Origin of the sequence: Paracoccus tegillarcae (assembly GCF_002847305.1) — a bacterium.
GTDB lineage: Bacteria > Pseudomonadota > Alphaproteobacteria > Rhodobacterales > Rhodobacteraceae > Paracoccus > Paracoccus tegillarcae.
On the sequence record NZ_CP025408.1, the window covers coordinates 61,782 to 77,090 of the forward strand.

General features: G+C 64.4%; 16 protein-coding genes, 1 tRNA gene and 1 pseudogene. 4 read left to right on the plus strand and 14 right to left on the minus strand.

Annotated elements, in window-relative coordinates:
- Positions 1-59: 59 nt before the first annotated feature.
- From CUV01_RS00325 to CUV01_RS00340, 4 genes are all read right to left on the minus strand, one after another.
- On the minus strand, positions 60-203 hold the full coding sequence (locus tag CUV01_RS00325; RefSeq protein ID WP_198731855.1) for a hypothetical protein: 144 nt from the start codon (positions 201-203) through the stop codon (positions 60-62).
- A 63-nt stretch (positions 204-266) separates the two neighbouring features.
- On the minus strand, positions 267-530 hold the full coding sequence (locus tag CUV01_RS00330; protein ID WP_101458730.1) for a hypothetical protein: 264 nt from the start codon (positions 528-530) through the stop codon (positions 267-269).
- A 107-nt stretch (positions 531-637) separates the two neighbouring features.
- Complete coding sequence (gene mfd, locus CUV01_RS00335) at positions 638-4,075, minus strand: transcription-repair coupling factor (RefSeq protein WP_101458731.1); 3,438 nt, start codon at positions 4,073-4,075, stop codon at positions 638-640.
- Between the two features lie 41 nt (positions 4,076-4,116).
- Positions 4,117-4,674, minus strand: a complete 558-nt coding sequence (locus CUV01_RS00340; protein WP_101458732.1) for a hypothetical protein — start codon at positions 4,672-4,674, stop codon at positions 4,117-4,119.
- A 70-nt stretch (positions 4,675-4,744) separates the two neighbouring features.
- Here CUV01_RS00340 and hemB point away from each other — a divergent pair, with 70 nt between their 5' ends.
- Both hemB and CUV01_RS00350 read left to right on the plus strand, forming a co-directional pair.
- Positions 4,745-5,740, plus strand: coding sequence for a porphobilinogen synthase (gene hemB, locus CUV01_RS00345; protein ID WP_101458733.1), 996 nt, complete (start codon positions 4,745-4,747; stop codon positions 5,738-5,740).
- A gap of 70 nt (positions 5,741-5,810) precedes the next feature.
- Positions 5,811-6,380, plus strand: a pseudogene (locus CUV01_RS00350) (lipid-binding SYLF domain-containing protein); the annotation flags it as partial.
- Between the two features lie 212 nt (positions 6,381-6,592).
- Here CUV01_RS00350 and CUV01_RS00355 read toward each other — a convergent pair.
- The 3 genes from CUV01_RS00355 to CUV01_RS00365 all read right to left on the minus strand — a co-directional run bounded on the left by CUV01_RS00355 (position 6,593) and on the right by CUV01_RS00365 (position 8,829).
- A complete protein-coding gene (locus tag CUV01_RS00355; protein ID WP_101458735.1) occupies positions 6,593-7,345 on the minus strand; it encodes an intradiol ring-cleavage dioxygenase in 753 nt (250 codons plus the stop codon).
- A gap of 100 nt (positions 7,346-7,445) precedes the next feature.
- Entirely contained in the window at positions 7,446-8,111 is a 666-nt protein-coding gene (locus CUV01_RS00360) for a GntR family transcriptional regulator (protein ID WP_101458736.1), read from the minus strand.
- A 31-nt stretch (positions 8,112-8,142) separates the two neighbouring features.
- A complete protein-coding gene (locus tag CUV01_RS00365; protein WP_232962789.1) occupies positions 8,143-8,829 on the minus strand; it encodes a M48 family metallopeptidase in 687 nt (228 codons plus the stop codon).
- 102 nt (positions 8,830-8,931) lie between these two features.
- Between CUV01_RS00365 and CUV01_RS00370 the strand changes: the two genes are divergently transcribed.
- The gene (locus CUV01_RS00370) at positions 8,932-9,255 is read left to right on the plus strand and encodes a TIGR02300 family protein (RefSeq protein ID WP_101458737.1); all 324 of its coding nucleotides are present in this window, start codon (positions 8,932-8,934) and stop codon (positions 9,253-9,255) included.
- A gap of 215 nt (positions 9,256-9,470) precedes the next feature.
- Positions 9,471-9,546, plus strand: a tRNA-Ala gene (locus tag CUV01_RS00375).
- Positions 9,547-9,628: 82 nt separating this feature from the next.
- Here CUV01_RS00375 and CUV01_RS00380 read toward each other — a convergent pair.
- From CUV01_RS00380 to CUV01_RS00410, 7 genes are read right to left on the minus strand one after another with little or no spacing between them, the layout of a single operon-like run.
- Entirely contained in the window at positions 9,629-10,132 is a 504-nt protein-coding gene (locus CUV01_RS00380; RefSeq protein WP_101458738.1) for a hypothetical protein, read from the minus strand.
- Positions 10,129-10,641 (minus strand): hypothetical protein, encoded by a 513-nt coding sequence (locus CUV01_RS00385; RefSeq protein ID WP_101458739.1) that lies wholly within the window; start codon positions 10,639-10,641, stop codon positions 10,129-10,131. Before CUV01_RS00385 ends, CUV01_RS00380 begins: the two co-directional genes overlap by 4 nt.
- Before the next feature lie 3 nt (positions 10,642-10,644).
- On the minus strand, positions 10,645-11,721 hold the full coding sequence (locus CUV01_RS00390; RefSeq protein ID WP_101458740.1) for a phage portal family protein: 1,077 nt from the start codon (positions 11,719-11,721) through the stop codon (positions 10,645-10,647).
- Positions 11,721-12,275 (minus strand): HK97 family phage prohead protease, encoded by a 555-nt coding sequence (locus CUV01_RS00395; RefSeq protein WP_101458741.1) that lies wholly within the window; start codon positions 12,273-12,275, stop codon positions 11,721-11,723. Before CUV01_RS00395 ends, CUV01_RS00390 begins: the two co-directional genes overlap by 1 nt.
- The gene (locus CUV01_RS00400) at positions 12,275-13,510 is read right to left on the minus strand and encodes a phage major capsid protein (protein WP_101458742.1); all 1,236 of its coding nucleotides are present in this window, start codon (positions 13,508-13,510) and stop codon (positions 12,275-12,277) included. The genes CUV01_RS00395 and CUV01_RS00400 overlap by 1 nt, the downstream gene beginning before the upstream one ends.
- Positions 13,511-13,518: 8 nt before the next feature.
- Positions 13,519-13,854 carry an HNH endonuclease gene (locus CUV01_RS00405; protein ID WP_101458743.1) on the minus strand — a complete coding sequence of 112 codons (336 nt, stop codon included), beginning with the start codon at positions 13,852-13,854 and terminating at the stop codon, positions 13,519-13,521.
- The gene (locus CUV01_RS00410) at positions 13,845-15,302 is read right to left on the minus strand and encodes a terminase large subunit domain-containing protein (RefSeq protein WP_232962364.1); all 1,458 of its coding nucleotides are present in this window, start codon (positions 15,300-15,302) and stop codon (positions 13,845-13,847) included. The genes CUV01_RS00405 and CUV01_RS00410 overlap by 10 nt, the downstream gene beginning before the upstream one ends.
- Between the last annotated feature and the right edge of the window lie 7 nt (positions 15,303-15,309).

The window sequence follows — 15,309 nt, forward strand, 5'->3', positions numbered from 1 at the left end:
CACGCGCAACAAGACACAAGCAGCAAAGGACGATCGCCTTTCTCAATGCGCCGCCAATTTCAGAAAGCCGCCAACTCTAACGTCTCGGTCAAAATGTCCGGGGCTAAGCGCTTTAGCTCGCTTGCTTGAGACAGCTCAGGCAACACGATCTCTTCTGGCAGGGCCTTGAATTCCGACATGCCGTCCATGTTCGGCCATGTCATGCAGTCGACCTGGAGTTCCCCCGGTTTGATGGGCACTTTTCACTTGATGAAGGAGAGTGTTTTTCATGCCGAAAAGAGGAACCCGTAGATCAGAATTGGATATGTCACACCAGACAATTTCGGCGGCCGCACCTCGCCTGCCACGCATGCTGCAGCATGCAGAAACAGCCACAGCGGCTGGACTGACAGCCCGCCTTGGCCACCATTGCTACACGTCAGAAACGACAGATAGTCCTCAGGCGGCGCATTTTTCGACGCGTCAATCAAATCGGCCAACTCTTGTGCCGGGCCCCCTGCTTCTGTCTGCCGATCTTTGTCGATCAACATCTTTGCTCTCGTATCCTGGCCTGGCCCTCTCAAGGCAGGTTAACAGGTGGATGCGACGGCAGAAATGTCCCGTATAGCCGCCGGCACGACCCGGCGAACCATTAGCCCTACGTCTGTATAGTTACCTTGGCCTTGGCCGCCAGATCGCGCGCGATGCCGTAGGCGCCCTTGATCCGGTCGGCGTCGCTGGTCCAGTCGCGGCGGATGATGATCTTGTTGCCGTCGACCTTGGCTTGCCCGCGCTGTTCGGTCAGGAATTCGACCAGACCGGCGGGGTTGGGATATTTGTCGCCGTGGAACTGAACCGTCGCCCCGCGCGGCCCGGCATCGAGCCGCGAGATATTGGCCTGTTTCGCCCGCGCCTTGATACGGATCACGTTCATCAGGGTCGAAACCTCTCGCGGCAGCTTGCCGAAACGGTCGATCAACTCGGCGGCAAAGCCCTCCAGCTCGACCTTTGTGGTCAGTTCGGCCAGACGGCGATACAGGCCGAGCCGCACGTCCAGATCGGGGATATAACTTTCCGGAATGGTAACCGGCACGCCAAGGTTCAGCTGCGGCGCCCATTCATCCTCGGGCGTGCCCTCGATCTCGCCCGACTTCAGCTTGGCGATCGTTTCCTCCAGCATCGCCTGATACAGTTCAAAGCCGACCTCTTTGATATGACCCGACTGTTCCTCGCCCAGCAGATTGCCGGCGCCGCGCAGATCCATATCCTGCGAGGCCAGATTGAAGCCTGCGCCAAGGCTGTCGATGGAGCCCAGAAATTTCAACCGCCGCATCGCCTGAGGCGTCAGCGGCGCGCGCGGTTTGGTGGTCAGGTAGCAATAGGCGCGCGTCTTGGAGCGCCCCACACGACCCCGGATCTGGTATAGCTGCGCCAGCCCGAACATATCCGAGCGCCAGACGACCATGGTATTCGCCGTCGGAATATCGAGGCCCGATTCAACGATGGAGGTCGCGACCAGCACGTCATGGCCGCCATCATAGAAATCGTTCATCCGGCTATCCAGATCGCCCGCCGCCATCTGGCCATGGGCGACCAGATACCTGACCTCGGGTACGTTCTCGGTCAGCCAATGCTCGACATCGGGCAGGTCCGAGATCCGCGGCACCACAAAGAACGACTGCCCGCCGCGATATTTCTCGCGCAGCAGCGCCTCGCGGATGGTGACGCTGTCGAATTCGCTGACATAGGTGCGGATCGCCAGGCGGTCGATGGGTGGCGTGCCAATGATCGACAGATCGCGCACCCCGGTCAGCGACATCTGCAAGGTGCGCGGGATCGGGGTGGCGGTCAGGGTCAGTACGTGGATATCGCTGCGCATATCCTTGAGCCGTTCCTTGTGGGCGACGCCGAAATGCTGCTCCTCGTCCACGATCAGCAGACCAAGCTGCTTGAAGCGCACTGCCTTGGCCAGCACCGCATGGGTGCCCACGACGATATCGACGCTGCCATCGGCAAGCCCCGCGCGCGTTGCCGCAGCATCCTTGGCAGCCACGAACCGCGACAGCGGACGCACGGTGATGGGTGTGCCGCGAAAACGCTCGGCGAATGTCTTGTGGTGCTGTCGCGCCAGCAGCGTGGTCGGCGCGATGACGGCGACCTGCTGGCCCTGACTGGCCGCGATAAAGGCCGCGCGCATGGCAACCTCGGTCTTGCCAAAGCCCACATCGCCCACGACCAGCCGGTCCATCGGGCGACCGATGGCCAGATCGCCGGCCACGTCCTCGATCGCCGTCGCCTGATCGTCGGTTTCGCTATAGGGGAAGCGGGCCGAAAAGGCCTCCCAATCGTGATGATCGGGTTCCAGCACCGGCGCCGGACGCAGCAGACGTTCGGCAGCGATGCGCATCAGCTTGTCGGCGATCAGCTTGATGCGTTCTTTCAGCCGCGCCTTGCGGGCCTGCCACGCGCCGCCGCCCAGCTTGTCCAGCAGGCCTTCTTCGTGGCCATAGCGGGTCAGCAGTTCGATATTCTCGACCGGCAGAAACAGCCGATCCCCGCCCGCATATTCCAGCGCCACGCAATCATGCGGCACCTTGTTGGCGGTAATCGTTTCCAGCCCGGTATAACGCCCGATCCCATGTTCGACATGTACGACCAGATCGCCGGGCGTCAGGCTGGTGGTGTCCTTCAGAAAATCCTCGGCCCGGCGGCGTTTTCTGGCGCCCCGGATCAGCCGGTCGCCCAATACATCCTGTTCCGAAATAACGGCCAGTCCCGGCGCGACATAGCCTTGTTCCAGCGGCCAGACCGCCAGCCCGATTGCGCCGGGTTGATCGGGCAGATCGCGCAGGTCGGCGATGTCCCTGGCGCCCTCGATCCCCTCATCCGCGATCAGGCCTGCCAGACGTTCGCGCGCACCATCAGAAAAGCTGGCGATAACGACGCGCCCGTTCTTGCGCAGGCTGCGCAGGTGATCGGCCAGGGCGGCGAACAGATTGATGCCGTCGGCCTGACGTTCGGGTGCAAAGTTCCGCCCGATGCGCCCGCCGCCGTCCAGAACCCCCGGCCCCGGCGGGGCGGGCAGCACGCGCAACTGGATCACCCGATGCGCGGCCAGCCAGCGCAGCCATTCGTCGCGCGCGGGAAACATCTCATCGGGCGGTACCGGGCGGTAAACGGTATCGGCACGCCCCTTGGCGGCCAGCGCGTCGCGGCGGGCCTGATACTGTTCCGCGATCATGCCGCGCCGTGCATCCTCGACCTGGCTGATCTGATCGTCCAGCATCACCGAAGCGCCCGGCAGATAGTCGAAGATGCTTTCCATCTTGTCGTGGAACCAGGGCAGCCAGTGTTCCACACCAGCCTGCTTGCGCCCGGCACTGACGGCCTCATACAGCGGATCATTGGTGCCGCCACCATAGGCATGGCGGTAGTTCTGGCGAAACCGGGTGATCGCCGCATCGTCCAGAATGACCTCGGACATGGGCGCCAGTTCGACCCGCTTGAGCGTCTCGGTCGTGCGCTGGCTGACCGGATCGAACCGGCGCGCACCGTCCAGCACATCGCCGAACAAATCCAGCCGCACCGGTCCGGTCGCACCCGGTGAGAAAATATCGATGATGCCGCCGCGAATGGCGTAATCTCCGGGTTCCGTTACGGTGGGCGATTGCACAAAGCCCATGCGCACCAGAAACCCGCGCAGGGCCTCTTCGTCGATGCGGTCGCCCACACGGGCGCTAAAGCTGGCGCTTTTCAAAAGATCGCGTTGCGGCAGGCGTTGCAGCACCGCGTTCAGCGTTGTCAGCAGCACGAACGGTCCCTTGATCGCCCCCTGCGCCAGCGCCGCCAGCGTGGCCATCCTTGCGGCCTGCACGCCGCCCGCAGGCGAGATGCGGTCATAGGGCGTCGTATCCCAGGCCGGGAAGTCTACCGCAACCGCGCCGGGCGCGTGAAAGGCCAGCGCCTCGCGCATCGCCGCCATCCGTCGGTCGTCGCGTGCGATGTGGATGACAGGCGTGCCGCGCGTCAATTCGCGGGCGATCAGGGCGGCATCATGGCCCTCGGGGGCGCCGGAAAGGGTGATCTGTTCGGACATCAGCAGTGAGGTAAGCCAGTGGCAGTTGGTGTCAAGGCGAACTACAGCCCATTGGGGTGCAAAAGCTGCCAGACAGTGCCCCACAAGGCGGTGATGCCGATCGCCAGAAGCGACAGCACAAAAGCCAGCCTGCGGTGGATCACGATCAGCCGCAGGACCCGCGCCACGGCATCACCCGGCGTGACAGATCCATCATGCGCCCCGACCATCACCTGCTGCAACCTTTGCGCAAGCCGAAGGCGCATCAGAAACAGGATCAGCAAGGGTATCCCCAGCAGCGACGCCGCCTGCGCCAGTTCCATGCCATAGCCAAAACCCAGCATCGCAAGCGATGTGGTCGCGAACGCCGCAAGACCCAGCATCACAACGCCTTCGGTGCGTCCCAATCGCCAACGCGGCAGGGCCAGCGTCAGCCAGTCCAGCAGGGCCAGTCCCGGCTCGCCCTCGGGGTCGCGCCGCGCGCGATTGACGACATCTGTCGGCACGCCGACGACGGCGCGCCCGCTGCTGCCCCACAGCAGGATCAGGGCAAGCCAGTACCAGACGCTGCCAAAGCTGCGGGCGTCCAGCAGGTCCAGAAATCCGGTGAATTGAGGCACGCTCGGTCTTTCTTGTGGTCAATCGCGCGCGACCTTAGAACGGGGGGCAGCCCAAGGAAAGGCCCCCAAAATGGCAACGCCGATCATCGCCCCCTTCCCTGCCTCGCGCTTGCGCCGCCTGCGTCGCACGGCGCAGCTTCGTGACATGGTGGCCGAGGTGAACTTCACGCCCGCAAATCTGATCTGGCCGATCTTCGTGTCCGAGGTTGCGGGTGCAGAAGGGGCGATCCCCTCGATGCCCGGTGTCGAACGGCTGACACTGGACGGTGCGCGGCGCGCGGCTGAACAGGCGATGCGGCTGAACATTCCGGCCATCTGCGTCTTTCCCCATTCCGATCCCGATCTGAAGGACGAGACCTGCGAAAGGGCCTGGGACCCGGAAAACATCGGCAACCGCGCCATTCGCGCGATCAAGGAGGTCGCGCCCGATCTGGCGGTCATGACCGATATCGCGTTGGATCCATACAACATCAACGGCCATGACGGCTTTGTCGTCGATGGCCAGATCCTGAATGATGAAACCGTCGAGGCGCTGGTCAAGATGGCCTTGGCGCAGGCCGATGCGGGGGCCGATATCCTTGGCCCAAGCGACATGATGGACGGGCGCATCGGGGCGCTGCGGGCCGCACTGGAAGGCGCAGGGCACAAGCATGTGGCGATCCTGTCCTATGCTGCGAAATATGCCAGCGCCTTTTATGGACCGTTCCGCGATGCCGTGGGGGCATCGGGTCGGCTGGTGGGCGACAAGAAAACCTATCAGATCAACCCCGCGAACCGCGACGAGGCGATGCGCTGCGTTGCCCGCGATCTGGCCGAAGGCGCGGATATGGTCATGGTCAAGCCAGGCATGCCCTATCTGGACATCTGTCGCGCTGTCAAAGACCAGTTCGGCGCGCCCACATTTGCCTATCAGGTCAGTGGTGAATACGCGATGATCGAGGGCGCGATCCAGAATGGATGGCTGTCGCGCGATGCGATGATGGAAAGCCTTTTGGCCTTTCGCCGGGCAGGTTGCGACGGGGTGCTCAGCTATTTCGCGCCCAAAGCGGCTGAAATGCTGGTCTGAACCTGCGAATTCGCGTATTGTTGCCCCGAACGGGCCGCAAAGTGCCCGGCGGATCAATGATGAGGCGACAATGAGCGATTTCACCACCATAAGCCGCCGTGGGCTGCTGCTGGGCGCAGGCGCGACCGCAACGCTGGCCGTTGCGGGCTGCAATAACGGGACCAGCGAGAACGCCGCCGGCCGGCTAGAGGCCCGTGTCGATGCGACGCATCAATACATGGTCCAGACCTATCCTTCGACCGCCGCCATGGCCCAGTCTGCGGCAGGCATCCTTTACATGCCGTTGATGACCGAGGCGGGGTTCGGAATCGGCGGTGCTTATGGACAAGGCGCGCTGCGCATTCAGGGCGCGACGGTCGATTACTATTCCGCGACGCAGGCCAGTGTCGGCTTTCAGGCGGGCGCGCAGCAATATGCGCATGTGCTGGTGTTCCAGTCGCAGCAGGCGCTGGCCGCGTTCCGGGCCTCGCCGGGTTGGGTCGCAGGGGCCGATGCCTATTACGCCATCCCGACCGGCGGGCTGGCCGTGGGCGCCGATACGGTCACCGCACAGCACCCGGTCGTTGCACTGGTCTTTGGTCAAAGCGGGCTGATGGCCGGTGCCAGCATCGAGGGCACGAAATACACGCGCATCATCCCGTCGGCCATGAATGTCGGCGTACAGCCGGGCGCAGCCGCGACCGGCCTGCAAATGCCACGTTTGCAGATGCCCAGATTTGGCGGCGCCGGCTAAGCGCCTTACCAGCTGCTATCGGGGTCATTGCGATCCGGGGCGCGCGAGCGCAAATCATCACAGATGTGTCGGCGGTTCAGGCAATCGCCGAGGCACAGCAAACCCGAGAGGCAGCCCCGCTAGGTCCCTGTCGCCAGTTCGTACTCTGCGCCCCGCGTCACCGAGGCTCCGCGACGTTCCGTATAATCGACCGCCACAACCAGCGACGCGTCATAGCCGTCGCTGCGTTCTTTGACCTGGGCATAGGCACCCTCGCCCGCGTCGATCGCGATCCAGTCATCAACATTGGTGGTGTCCTGCAGCGCCGCGCGGTCATAGGCCGAGGCGTTTTCGAACACATACTGGCTAAGGGCATCGGGAAAGAAGATCTGTCCGGTCAGCGCCTCGTCACGCCCCAGAATGACCTTGAAATGCATGTGTGTGGTGCGCCCGCGATACCAGCCGGGAAAGATGGTCTGGAACGCCACCTGCCCGCCGTTGCCACTGATCTGCGTGCCACGCAAAAAGGTCTGCCCCCGCGTGTCCCGCGTGTTGTCGCTGCCCTGCCGCGCAAATCCACTGTAATTTCCCTGCGCGTCGCAATGCCACAGATCAACGCGCGCGCCATTGATCGGGCGACAATCGGCGGTCACAACCTGCACGTTCATCGTCATGGGAACGCCGCCACGATCCTCGCGGATATCACGGCGAACAAGGTTCGGATCCAGATAGAACGGCCCTTCGGTCACTTCCGGTGAAAGGCTACAGACATTTGCGGCGATCAACCCCGCCCGTTCGGCCTGAGCCTGCAAAGAGCTGGGCCAAAGCCCGATCCCGGCAGCCGCAGGCGCAGATGCAGCCAGAAGACGCAACAATTCGCGTCGATTCGTCATACGACCTCCCCCACAAAGGCGTATGTGACAGAACGCAACCTTTTGGCGATCTGATCCAGCATTTTCTGCGATGACGGCGGCAATCCGCCGATAACCCGACCTAAGTGCTGGTCAGATGCCGTAGCCCGTGGGTCACATCAGCGCGGATGGCGAGGCGCAAGGCGGGCTCGTCCCCGGCCCGCAAGGCCGCCAGAATCATCCGGTGGTGGCGCGGCGGCTCGTTGCGTTTGACCCGCCCATACAGCGCGCGCATGGTCGGCCCCAATTGCAGCCAGATGGTCTCCAGCATGGCCAGCATCAGCGGCGCCTGTGCGCGCAGATACAGCGTGCGGTGAAAATCCAGATTGGTGCGGATATAGCCCACGGCATCGTGCCGCTCTACCGCGTCGGCGATCTGGCCATTCATTCGCGTCAGCCGGTCGATCAGCGCGAAATGCGCCCGTGGCAGCGCGCGCGATGCCAGTTCCGGCTCGATCAGCGCGCGCAGGGCCGCCAGTTCTTCGATCCGCTCATCGGTCAGTTCCGGCGTCGATATCCGGCCCGAGGCCGACAGCGTCAGCGCGCCCTCGGCCACCAGTCGTCGCGCCGCCTCTCGCGCCGGGGTCATCGAGACGTGATGCTCGGCCGCCAACCCGCGCAGCGTCAGCGCCTGCCCGGGCGGCAACTCGCCCAGCATGATCTGGCCGCGAAGGCTGCGGTACAGACGCTCATGCGCGGCGGTGTCATTGGTGGTGGCGCGCTGAGGCGTCCCGGCAAGCGTATCCATGCGCGGCTTGTGATCACAAATCGCGCGCAGGTCAATCGCCGAATCGCCAGGCCAGCAATGTATCGCCCTGTTGGCGCAGCCAGGCACGCTGCGGGGCATAGCCCGGCATCAGCCGCTCGACTGCCGCCCAGAACCGTGGCGAGTGATCCATATGCGCCAGATGCGCGACCTCATGTGCCGCCACGTAATCCAGCACTGGATAGGGCGCCATCGCCAGTCGCCAGGAAAACATCAGCCGCGCATCGCTGGTACAACTGCCCCACCGCGAGCGCGTATCCCGCAGGGCTATGGCGCGGAAGGGTTTGCCGAGGGCAGCCGCGTGGCGGGTACATGCCTCCAGCAGCGCCTGTTGCGCCTGATGCTTCAGAAAGGCGCGCACTACCGGACCTGCCGCCCGGTTTTCCGGCACCAATAGCGCCTCGCCCGCGATCCGTGCGCTGGACAGCGGCGACGGCGTGATCAGCAGGCCCTGCCCGGCGACGGGCAACACCGCACCATGCGCCGCGATCCGGGCCTCTGGCATCCGTGCGCGCACCTGCCGCAGCCAGCCGGACTTGGTTTCGGCAAAGGCGCGGCCCTCGTCCGCGCTGATCCGCGGCGGCAGGGTCAGCACGACCTCGCCACCATGCCGCGCCACCCGCAGCGTCATGCGCCGCGCCCTGGCCGAGCGCCGCAGCAGGACCTGAGTACCATCGGCAGTAGTAAAGCTTTCGCCCAAAACCAGAATTCCCGTCAGAAAAGCCTTTGACACCCCCCTTGCACTATGGCAGGGGAACGCCGATTTACCCGAATTCCCTAATAGCGGCTGAAGGAGATTACCATGCCCAAGGAAGAATGGGGCACGAAACGCCTGTGTCCGCATTGTGCGACCCGCTTTTACGACCTGCAGACCGATCCGATGACCTGTCCCGCCTGCGGTGCAAGCTTCTCGGTCGAGAGCCTGACTGATGGTCGTTCACGCCAACTGTCGACGGAAAAACCGTCCAAAGCCAAGGACAAGCCGGACGCCGCCACCGACGACGATGACGATCTGGATGATGACGACAGCGGCGATCTGGACGATGACCTGCTGGACGATGATGATGATGACGACGACGTTTCGCTGGACGAGATCGCCGACGTCTCGGACGAAAAAGACGACTGATCGTCTGCGATCCGGCGCCATGCAGCCGATGTCGAAACGAATTGATTCAAAGGGGCGAGCGCCGGAGAAACGGCGCTCGCCCTCTGCTTTGGCAAACTGGCTCTACGACCTTGAACAATCTCGCATTGGCACGAGATTTCCCCTTGCACCCCCGTCCGCCCGCCCATATACGACGCTCCACGCGCCGAGCAGCGATGCTGCGCGAGACCTCCGGTGGGGCCATAGCTCAGTTGGTAGAGCGCTTGAATGGCATTCAAGAGGTCAGGGGTTCGACTCCCCTTGGCTCCACCAATAAAATCAGACAGTTAGACAGAACGACAGACGCGAAAGACCGCACTGATTTCTGTTAGGGTAACGTTTGGGGTAACGAAATTCAGATTTCGTTTTTCGCCCTCTTTGCCGCCACGCGCGCCCGCGCGGCGCAGGTGCTGCAACAGTATTTCGCCGCTGCCCGCCTCGGGTTCTCGATCATGGTGTCGCACCATTCGCAGGGTCGCGGATGGTGCTTTCGGATCGTCGCCTGCGCCCGGCACCATTGGCCACAGAACCGCTGATCCTTGGTGTTCGGGACATAGGGCTTACGGCAATGCTCACAGATACGGGCCAGCCTGAGCCGCCATTCCGCCCGGCCACCTTTCCGCTGGCACTGCACAGAACAATAGACCGCCCGCCGGTCCTTGTGGATGGCGACAGGCCCGCCGCATTGCTTGCAGGGCGGTCGGGCGCGCTTGGCGTCCAGCCGGGCTTGCTTGTCCAGATCGTGATAGGCCCGCATATAGCATTTCTGGGAGCACCATTGCCGCACCTCGGCATATGGGCCGCTCGGCAACTCCGTCCCGCAGCCCTTGCAGAAGGTCTTGAACAGCGCGTCGGTCATTCGCGTCCGACCGCCATATCAAGCGCGGCGTCCTCGTCCGCACTCATAAGCCGCTCCAAGCTGGTATGGTGCGCGTCCCGGCACAGCTTGCCGCAAAACTTGCGGTGCCCCTCGGGCAGTGGCTTGCCGCAGCCACGCCTTGCACAGCGGTCCCTCTGAATCAGTGTGCCTGCCTCGATCAGCCATTCCGGCTGCCCTTCGTTCCACGGCGGCCTGTGTGCACCAAGGCGGTTGAACGTCGCGTCCAGCAAGTCGCGGGCCATGGCATCGGCATCGGACCAGCGCCAGCCCTCGCGGCACAGCTTGGCCCGGATCGCGTGGCGCAGCGGTCCTTCCAGATTAAACGGAACCGCGATGCGCCCGGCCTCGCGCTCGGTCCTGATGACCTGTGCCAGCCTGTCGACAAGCGCCCGATGCCGACCCTCGCCCAGCTTGCCGCGCATGGCATCACGTTCCCGGCGGCGCTCTTTCCGCAGCATCGCCTTTGCTTCCGGGGTCATGACCAGCATGGCTCAATCCGCCCAGTCGATGAAGCTTTCCGCGTCCTTGATTGTGGCAAGGTCCAGCCCTGCCGCCTTGGCCTCGGCCAGCGCGCCCAGCATGGTTGCGAAGGCCCGCGCCTTGCCGCCAGCGTCAAACGCCTGCATCGGCCGCACCACGTCCAGTTTTACGGCCTGCCCGAATTTCTCGGTCGCTTCCTCGGCCATCAGCCCGGCAATGGGTTGCAGGACAAGCTGCGCCAGGTGCCGCTGTGCCTCTCTGACCAGCGGTCCCTGCGCATTCTGGGCGAACATGGCAGGCAAGATGCCATAGACGGCGAAGATCGCGCCCTTGGCCTCGCTCAGAAACTTGTCGGCCAGCGTCTTTTCCAGATCGGGCGAAAGCTGATCCGGCGATTTGCCAATGTTCGGATGCATACCAGCCGCCGCCGCCTGGGCCACGCCCTCGATCACCAGAGAGGCCCCGCGACGGCCACGGAAGCCGCGCCGCAACTCGGCCATATCCTCGGTCGATCCCTCGGGAACGGGGACAATCAGGCTGCCCAGGGGCGCGTCCTTGAACACGTCGCGCAGGGCGGTTTCCACCTCATGCAGCAGTTGCGCCGATAGCTGCGCCCGCCGCAGCGGTGCCGTGCCGGTCCAGGGTGTCACGTTGTCGCTGCCAATGCGGAAGTGCAGCACCTCGGCTGCCAGCGCGTTCTCGGATCGCCCGCCGCCCGCCTCGGGGATGCCAAGGCGATACACGCGGGGAATGCCGTTGCGGGTGGACAAGTCCCAATCGACCGCCGGAATGAGCCGATCGCGGATCAGAAACACCGCCTCGCCGCGCAGCGCCAGCGCCCGCGCCGTCATCGCCAGAGTTCGCCGGTCCAGCAGATCGGTGCCGCTCACATCGGCCAGCGACAGGCCCGATTCCCAGAGGCTCACGCAGGTCTGCACCGCCGCCGTGACCTCGGCCAGCCCGGATGTGCCGCTGATCCAGTTTTCACGGGCAGCCATGACGGCAGCGGTATAGCCGGGGGCCACAGCGCGGGTTTCCTGAGTAGCAACTTGCGACTGCGACCGCCGGAACAGATCCATGATGCCCATCAGAGCCTCCACCGATTGAGGGGATGAATAGCACCGCGATAGGGCTGGCGATCCTGATGCGTTTCCCATGCCCGCGCCTCGATTTGTGCAGAGGGATAGGCGGGCCGGGTCACGGCGCTGATCTCGAACAAAGCCGCCCGCGTGATCGTGCGCAACACGTCCGCGCCGCGCCGCTCGATCCGCTCGCCGTCAGACTGGACGCGAAAGCCCGGCGACAGGCCACGGATCAGCCCGGACGCATGAGCCGCCAGAAAGTCCCGCGCCCAGCTTGTGCCCGCGTCAATCCGCGCCTCGATGCGCAGCGCGTCATCGGTATCGGTCAGGGTCAGGTTGCCCGCCGCCCGTGAGGCAAGCGGGCGATCATAGGAATGCGCGACCAGCAAGTGAACATCTTCGCCCGCCTCGATCCGATCCGCGAAGGCACGCGCGGCGATGACTTCACGTCGCCCCGGTGCCAGTTCGGTTTCCGCGCCATAGGGGAACGTCGCAGACAGGCGGGTTCCCCCGCCCTCGCTGCGCAGTTCAAGCGCGCCGATGGACGCCCCCCACAGCATTACGGTGCACCGATGCCGGTCAGGATGCGGGTTTGCAGGCCGCGCGCCACGGTCACATCCGCCGTCAGAAGGCCGGTCAGGCGCAGGCCACCGTTCTGCGCATCGGTGTAGGGATCGCGGATCATATCCACCCCTCCCCAGAGGCCCAGGAAAGCCGGGGGAACGCCGCCTGCCGATGTGGTCAGGATTGCCGTGCCTGCGTCCAACTGGTTCGCCAGGGCGATGTTGCCCGCCGGAATATGCTTCACAAGCCGGTCCCATTCGGAAACCGCCGTGCCCGCAATCAGCGTGTCGTCCAGTTCCGCCCAGATGGCCGGTTCAAAGGCCATGTTGACGCCCGATGCGGCGCTGATCGCATTGGCTTCCATGAAGGCTACCGCCTCGGCCCTGAAGGCCGCCCAGCTTGCCGCGGCGCCCACCGCCGTGCTGGTGATGCCATAGGTCGCTGCACCGGGGACGATGCCCAGAGGCTCGCCGCCCGCGCCGCTGCCCATCAGCACCGCGCGGTCCAGTTCGGCACCGATGGCCGCCGACATGTCGCGCCGCACGGCCTGTTCCAGTCCTTCACCAGCTTGTTTTAACGCCTTGCGGGTGATCCGCATATGTGCGCCAAGGGTGTGATCCGGGGCCAGTGCCCGCTCGGCAGTCTGGAACGGGTTCGGGCCGGGAACGTCTGCCCCCTCGGTCGCCGCCCAACCGGCAATAGCGCCTGCCGTGGCAACCGGCCATTCGACCGATCCTTGCGCGATGTTGATGGTCTGGACGCCCAGCTTGGCCGCGACCGATGCCGGGAACAGCCGGTCGATGATCGGGCGCGTCTGCACCGGGTTCGGCACGTCAGCCGATACGGTGTTGCGCTGTTCCAGGGCTTCCAGCGGAACCGGGATACCGCGATAGCCGCCCGCGTTGCGCATTTCCTGCACGATCTCGGCAGTCTGCCCCGACAGGGTGCGCCCCTCGTCCAGTGCCAGCACCACCTGCCGCAGCTCGAACCGGCCCATCATCTCGGCCCATTCCTGCGAGGAACGGGTTTCCAGATCGGCCCCGCCTTCGCGGCGCTCGGTATCTTCCGCGATCAGGGCGGCACGATACCGGGTTTCATTGGCACGATACTCCGCATCCATGCTTTCCATGTTGCGGGTTTCGTCATCGGTCGGCTTGTCCTTGCCCACCAGTTCGGCCAGTGCCTGCCGGATTTCCGACTGGCGACGGGCGATTTTCACAGAGTCCAGCATGATATACCTCACATTGCCGGGTTGGGTTGTGTCGCCAGTTCGGCAACGGCTTTTCCCCAGGCTTCACGCTCGGGGGTGATGATCGGCGCGGGATGCCCGCATTCGATCCGGGTTTTTTTGGTGTGGCACCGGCTGCACCGCGTGGCGCAGTTGGTCGGGTCAAAGGCAAGTTCCGGGTTGCTGCGCACCGGCTTCACATGGTCGATTTCCAGCCGACCGCGCGCCGTGCCGCAATCGACACAGGCCCAGCCGTCGCGTTCCAGCACCGCTTGGCGCAGCACCTGCCAGCGCCGGGTTGACGTGACACGCTTGGAATGCCGCTGATATTCGCGCATCAGGCCCATGCCACCCTCGCTTTCCGCGTCGGTGCCGCTTTCATCCGTTGGCCTTGCGCCACTGCCAGCAGAGCCGCAGCCGCCGCGTCGATCCGGCCAAGGGACCGGGCTTTTGCCAACTTGGCGTTGTTCGCCGGGTCTAGCAGGACGATGGCATCAGAGAAGGCAGAGCGCAGCAGCAGGGACGGGGCCACCTTCACCTCGCCGTCAAACAGCGCCCGGCGGAACCGTTCAATATCTTCGCTGCCGTCTTTCCAACCAAACCCGCGCCACAAGAACGGGACACGGGCCAGACCGGCCTTTTCCATCGCCTCGATAAACTCGGCATGGCGGAAGCGGTCGCCCACGATGCAAGCGGGCTGGATGCCGTCAAGTTGTCGCACGATCTCGGCCAGCCATGGGCCGGGCGGCACGGTCGCATCGCCCATGACGGTCATTTCGCCGCGTTCCTGCATCTCGACATAGCGCCCCGCCACGCCGTCAGCCGCGCCACGGTCGGCAAGCGAGGGGTTGCCGGGAAAGGTGCCCAGAGCCTCAAGCCTGCCAGTATCGGGCCAGTAGAACGCCGCCGCCGACATGCTGCGACTGCCGCCCAGGTCAACGCCAAGGATGCACGGGCCATCACGCGGGGGAAGCTGATCGGGGTTCACTTCCGCCGACAGCCATTCGTCAACCGTCACCAGAACCGAACGATCCTCGGTGCTGACACGCTCGTTCCGGTTCAGGTTGCGGAAACTTGACAGCGCCGATCCGCCGCGCGCAATCGCCCGCTTTGCCTGTGCCAGCAGCCATTCCGGTGTGGAGCCAATGCCTTCGGTCGCGCCGGGATTCGCTGCCAGCAGGCTTTCCAGATCGTCGGCAGGCAGCCCGAAAGCCGGGCGATGTTCCTGCACATAGGTGCCGGGCGGGGGTTCATCCAGCCATCGGGAAAAGGTGTTGGCGTCATCGGGTGCGCTTGTGCTGATGATCAGCGCCCGCCCGTCGCGCTTCCCAAGCCCCGACAGGATAGCGTTTTCCAAATTGTCGCCCTTCTCGCGTTCCCACGCTGCGCGTTCGTCCATCAGGGCCAGCGTTGGTGCGCCGCCCAGGATCGACTTGCCGTCAGCCGCAATACAGCGGGCCAGCCCGCCGCCATTGCCGCTGTATTCGACCTCTAGCTTGGAGCCGCGCCGGATCAGGAATTGTTCCTTTTCATCCTCTGGCAGGCCCTCGATGAAGCCGACTAGAAACTGAAACGCCGTCTTGGCCTGATCGCGGTTGCGGGCGGCAAACAGGATTTCCCGTTTCGGCTGATCGTCCCACACGCCCTTGAGCGCGCCCAGAGCCAGCCCGGCAGACAGGGCCGTCTTGGCATTGCCTCGACCGATCGACAGGCAGGCCACCATCACGGCATTGCCCAGAGCGCCGCGCACGAACCGTCGCTGAAACTCGGCCAGCTTGAGCGGCTGCCCGGCCATTTTCCCC

Coding starts and splice junctions, on each gene's coding strand:
- CUV01_RS00355 (WP_101458735.1), bottom strand. CDS start 7,345: ATGACGAATCGACGCGAATTGTTGCGTCTTCTGGCTGCATCTGCGCCT.
- CUV01_RS00385 (WP_101458739.1), bottom strand. CDS start 10,641: ATGCTGGTCATGACCCCGGAAGCAAAGGCGATGCTGCGGAAAGAGCGC.
- CUV01_RS00330 (WP_101458730.1), bottom strand. CDS start 530: ATGTTGATCGACAAAGATCGGCAGACAGAAGCAGGGGGCCCGGCACAA.
- CUV01_RS00405 (WP_101458743.1), bottom strand. CDS start 13,854: ATGGGCCTGATGCGCGAATATCAGCGGCATTCCAAGCGTGTCACGTCA.
- CUV01_RS00360 (WP_101458736.1), bottom strand. CDS start 8,111: ATGGATACGCTTGCCGGGACGCCTCAGCGCGCCACCACCAATGACACC.
- CUV01_RS00380 (WP_101458738.1), bottom strand. CDS start 10,132: ATGACCGACGCGCTGTTCAAGACCTTCTGCAAGGGCTGCGGGACGGAG.
- CUV01_RS00395 (WP_101458741.1), bottom strand. CDS start 12,275: ATGCTGTGGGGGGCGTCCATCGGCGCGCTTGAACTGCGCAGCGAGGGC.
- CUV01_RS00370 (WP_101458737.1), top strand. CDS start 8,932: ATGCCCAAGGAAGAATGGGGCACGAAACGCCTGTGTCCGCATTGTGCG.
- CUV01_RS00325 (WP_198731855.1), bottom strand. CDS start 203: ATGACATGGCCGAACATGGACGGCATGTCGGAATTCAAGGCCCTGCCA.
- mfd (WP_101458731.1), bottom strand. CDS start 4,075: ATGTCCGAACAGATCACCCTTTCCGGCGCCCCCGAGGGCCATGATGCC.
- CUV01_RS00410 (WP_232962364.1), bottom strand. CDS start 15,302: ATGGCCGGGCAGCCGCTCAAGCTGGCCGAGTTTCAGCGACGGTTCGTG.
- hemB (WP_101458733.1), top strand. CDS start 4,745: ATGGCAACGCCGATCATCGCCCCCTTCCCTGCCTCGCGCTTGCGCCGC.
- CUV01_RS00400 (WP_101458742.1), bottom strand. CDS start 13,510: ATGCTGGACTCTGTGAAAATCGCCCGTCGCCAGTCGGAAATCCGGCAG.
- CUV01_RS00390 (WP_101458740.1), bottom strand. CDS start 11,721: ATGGGCATCATGGATCTGTTCCGGCGGTCGCAGTCGCAAGTTGCTACT.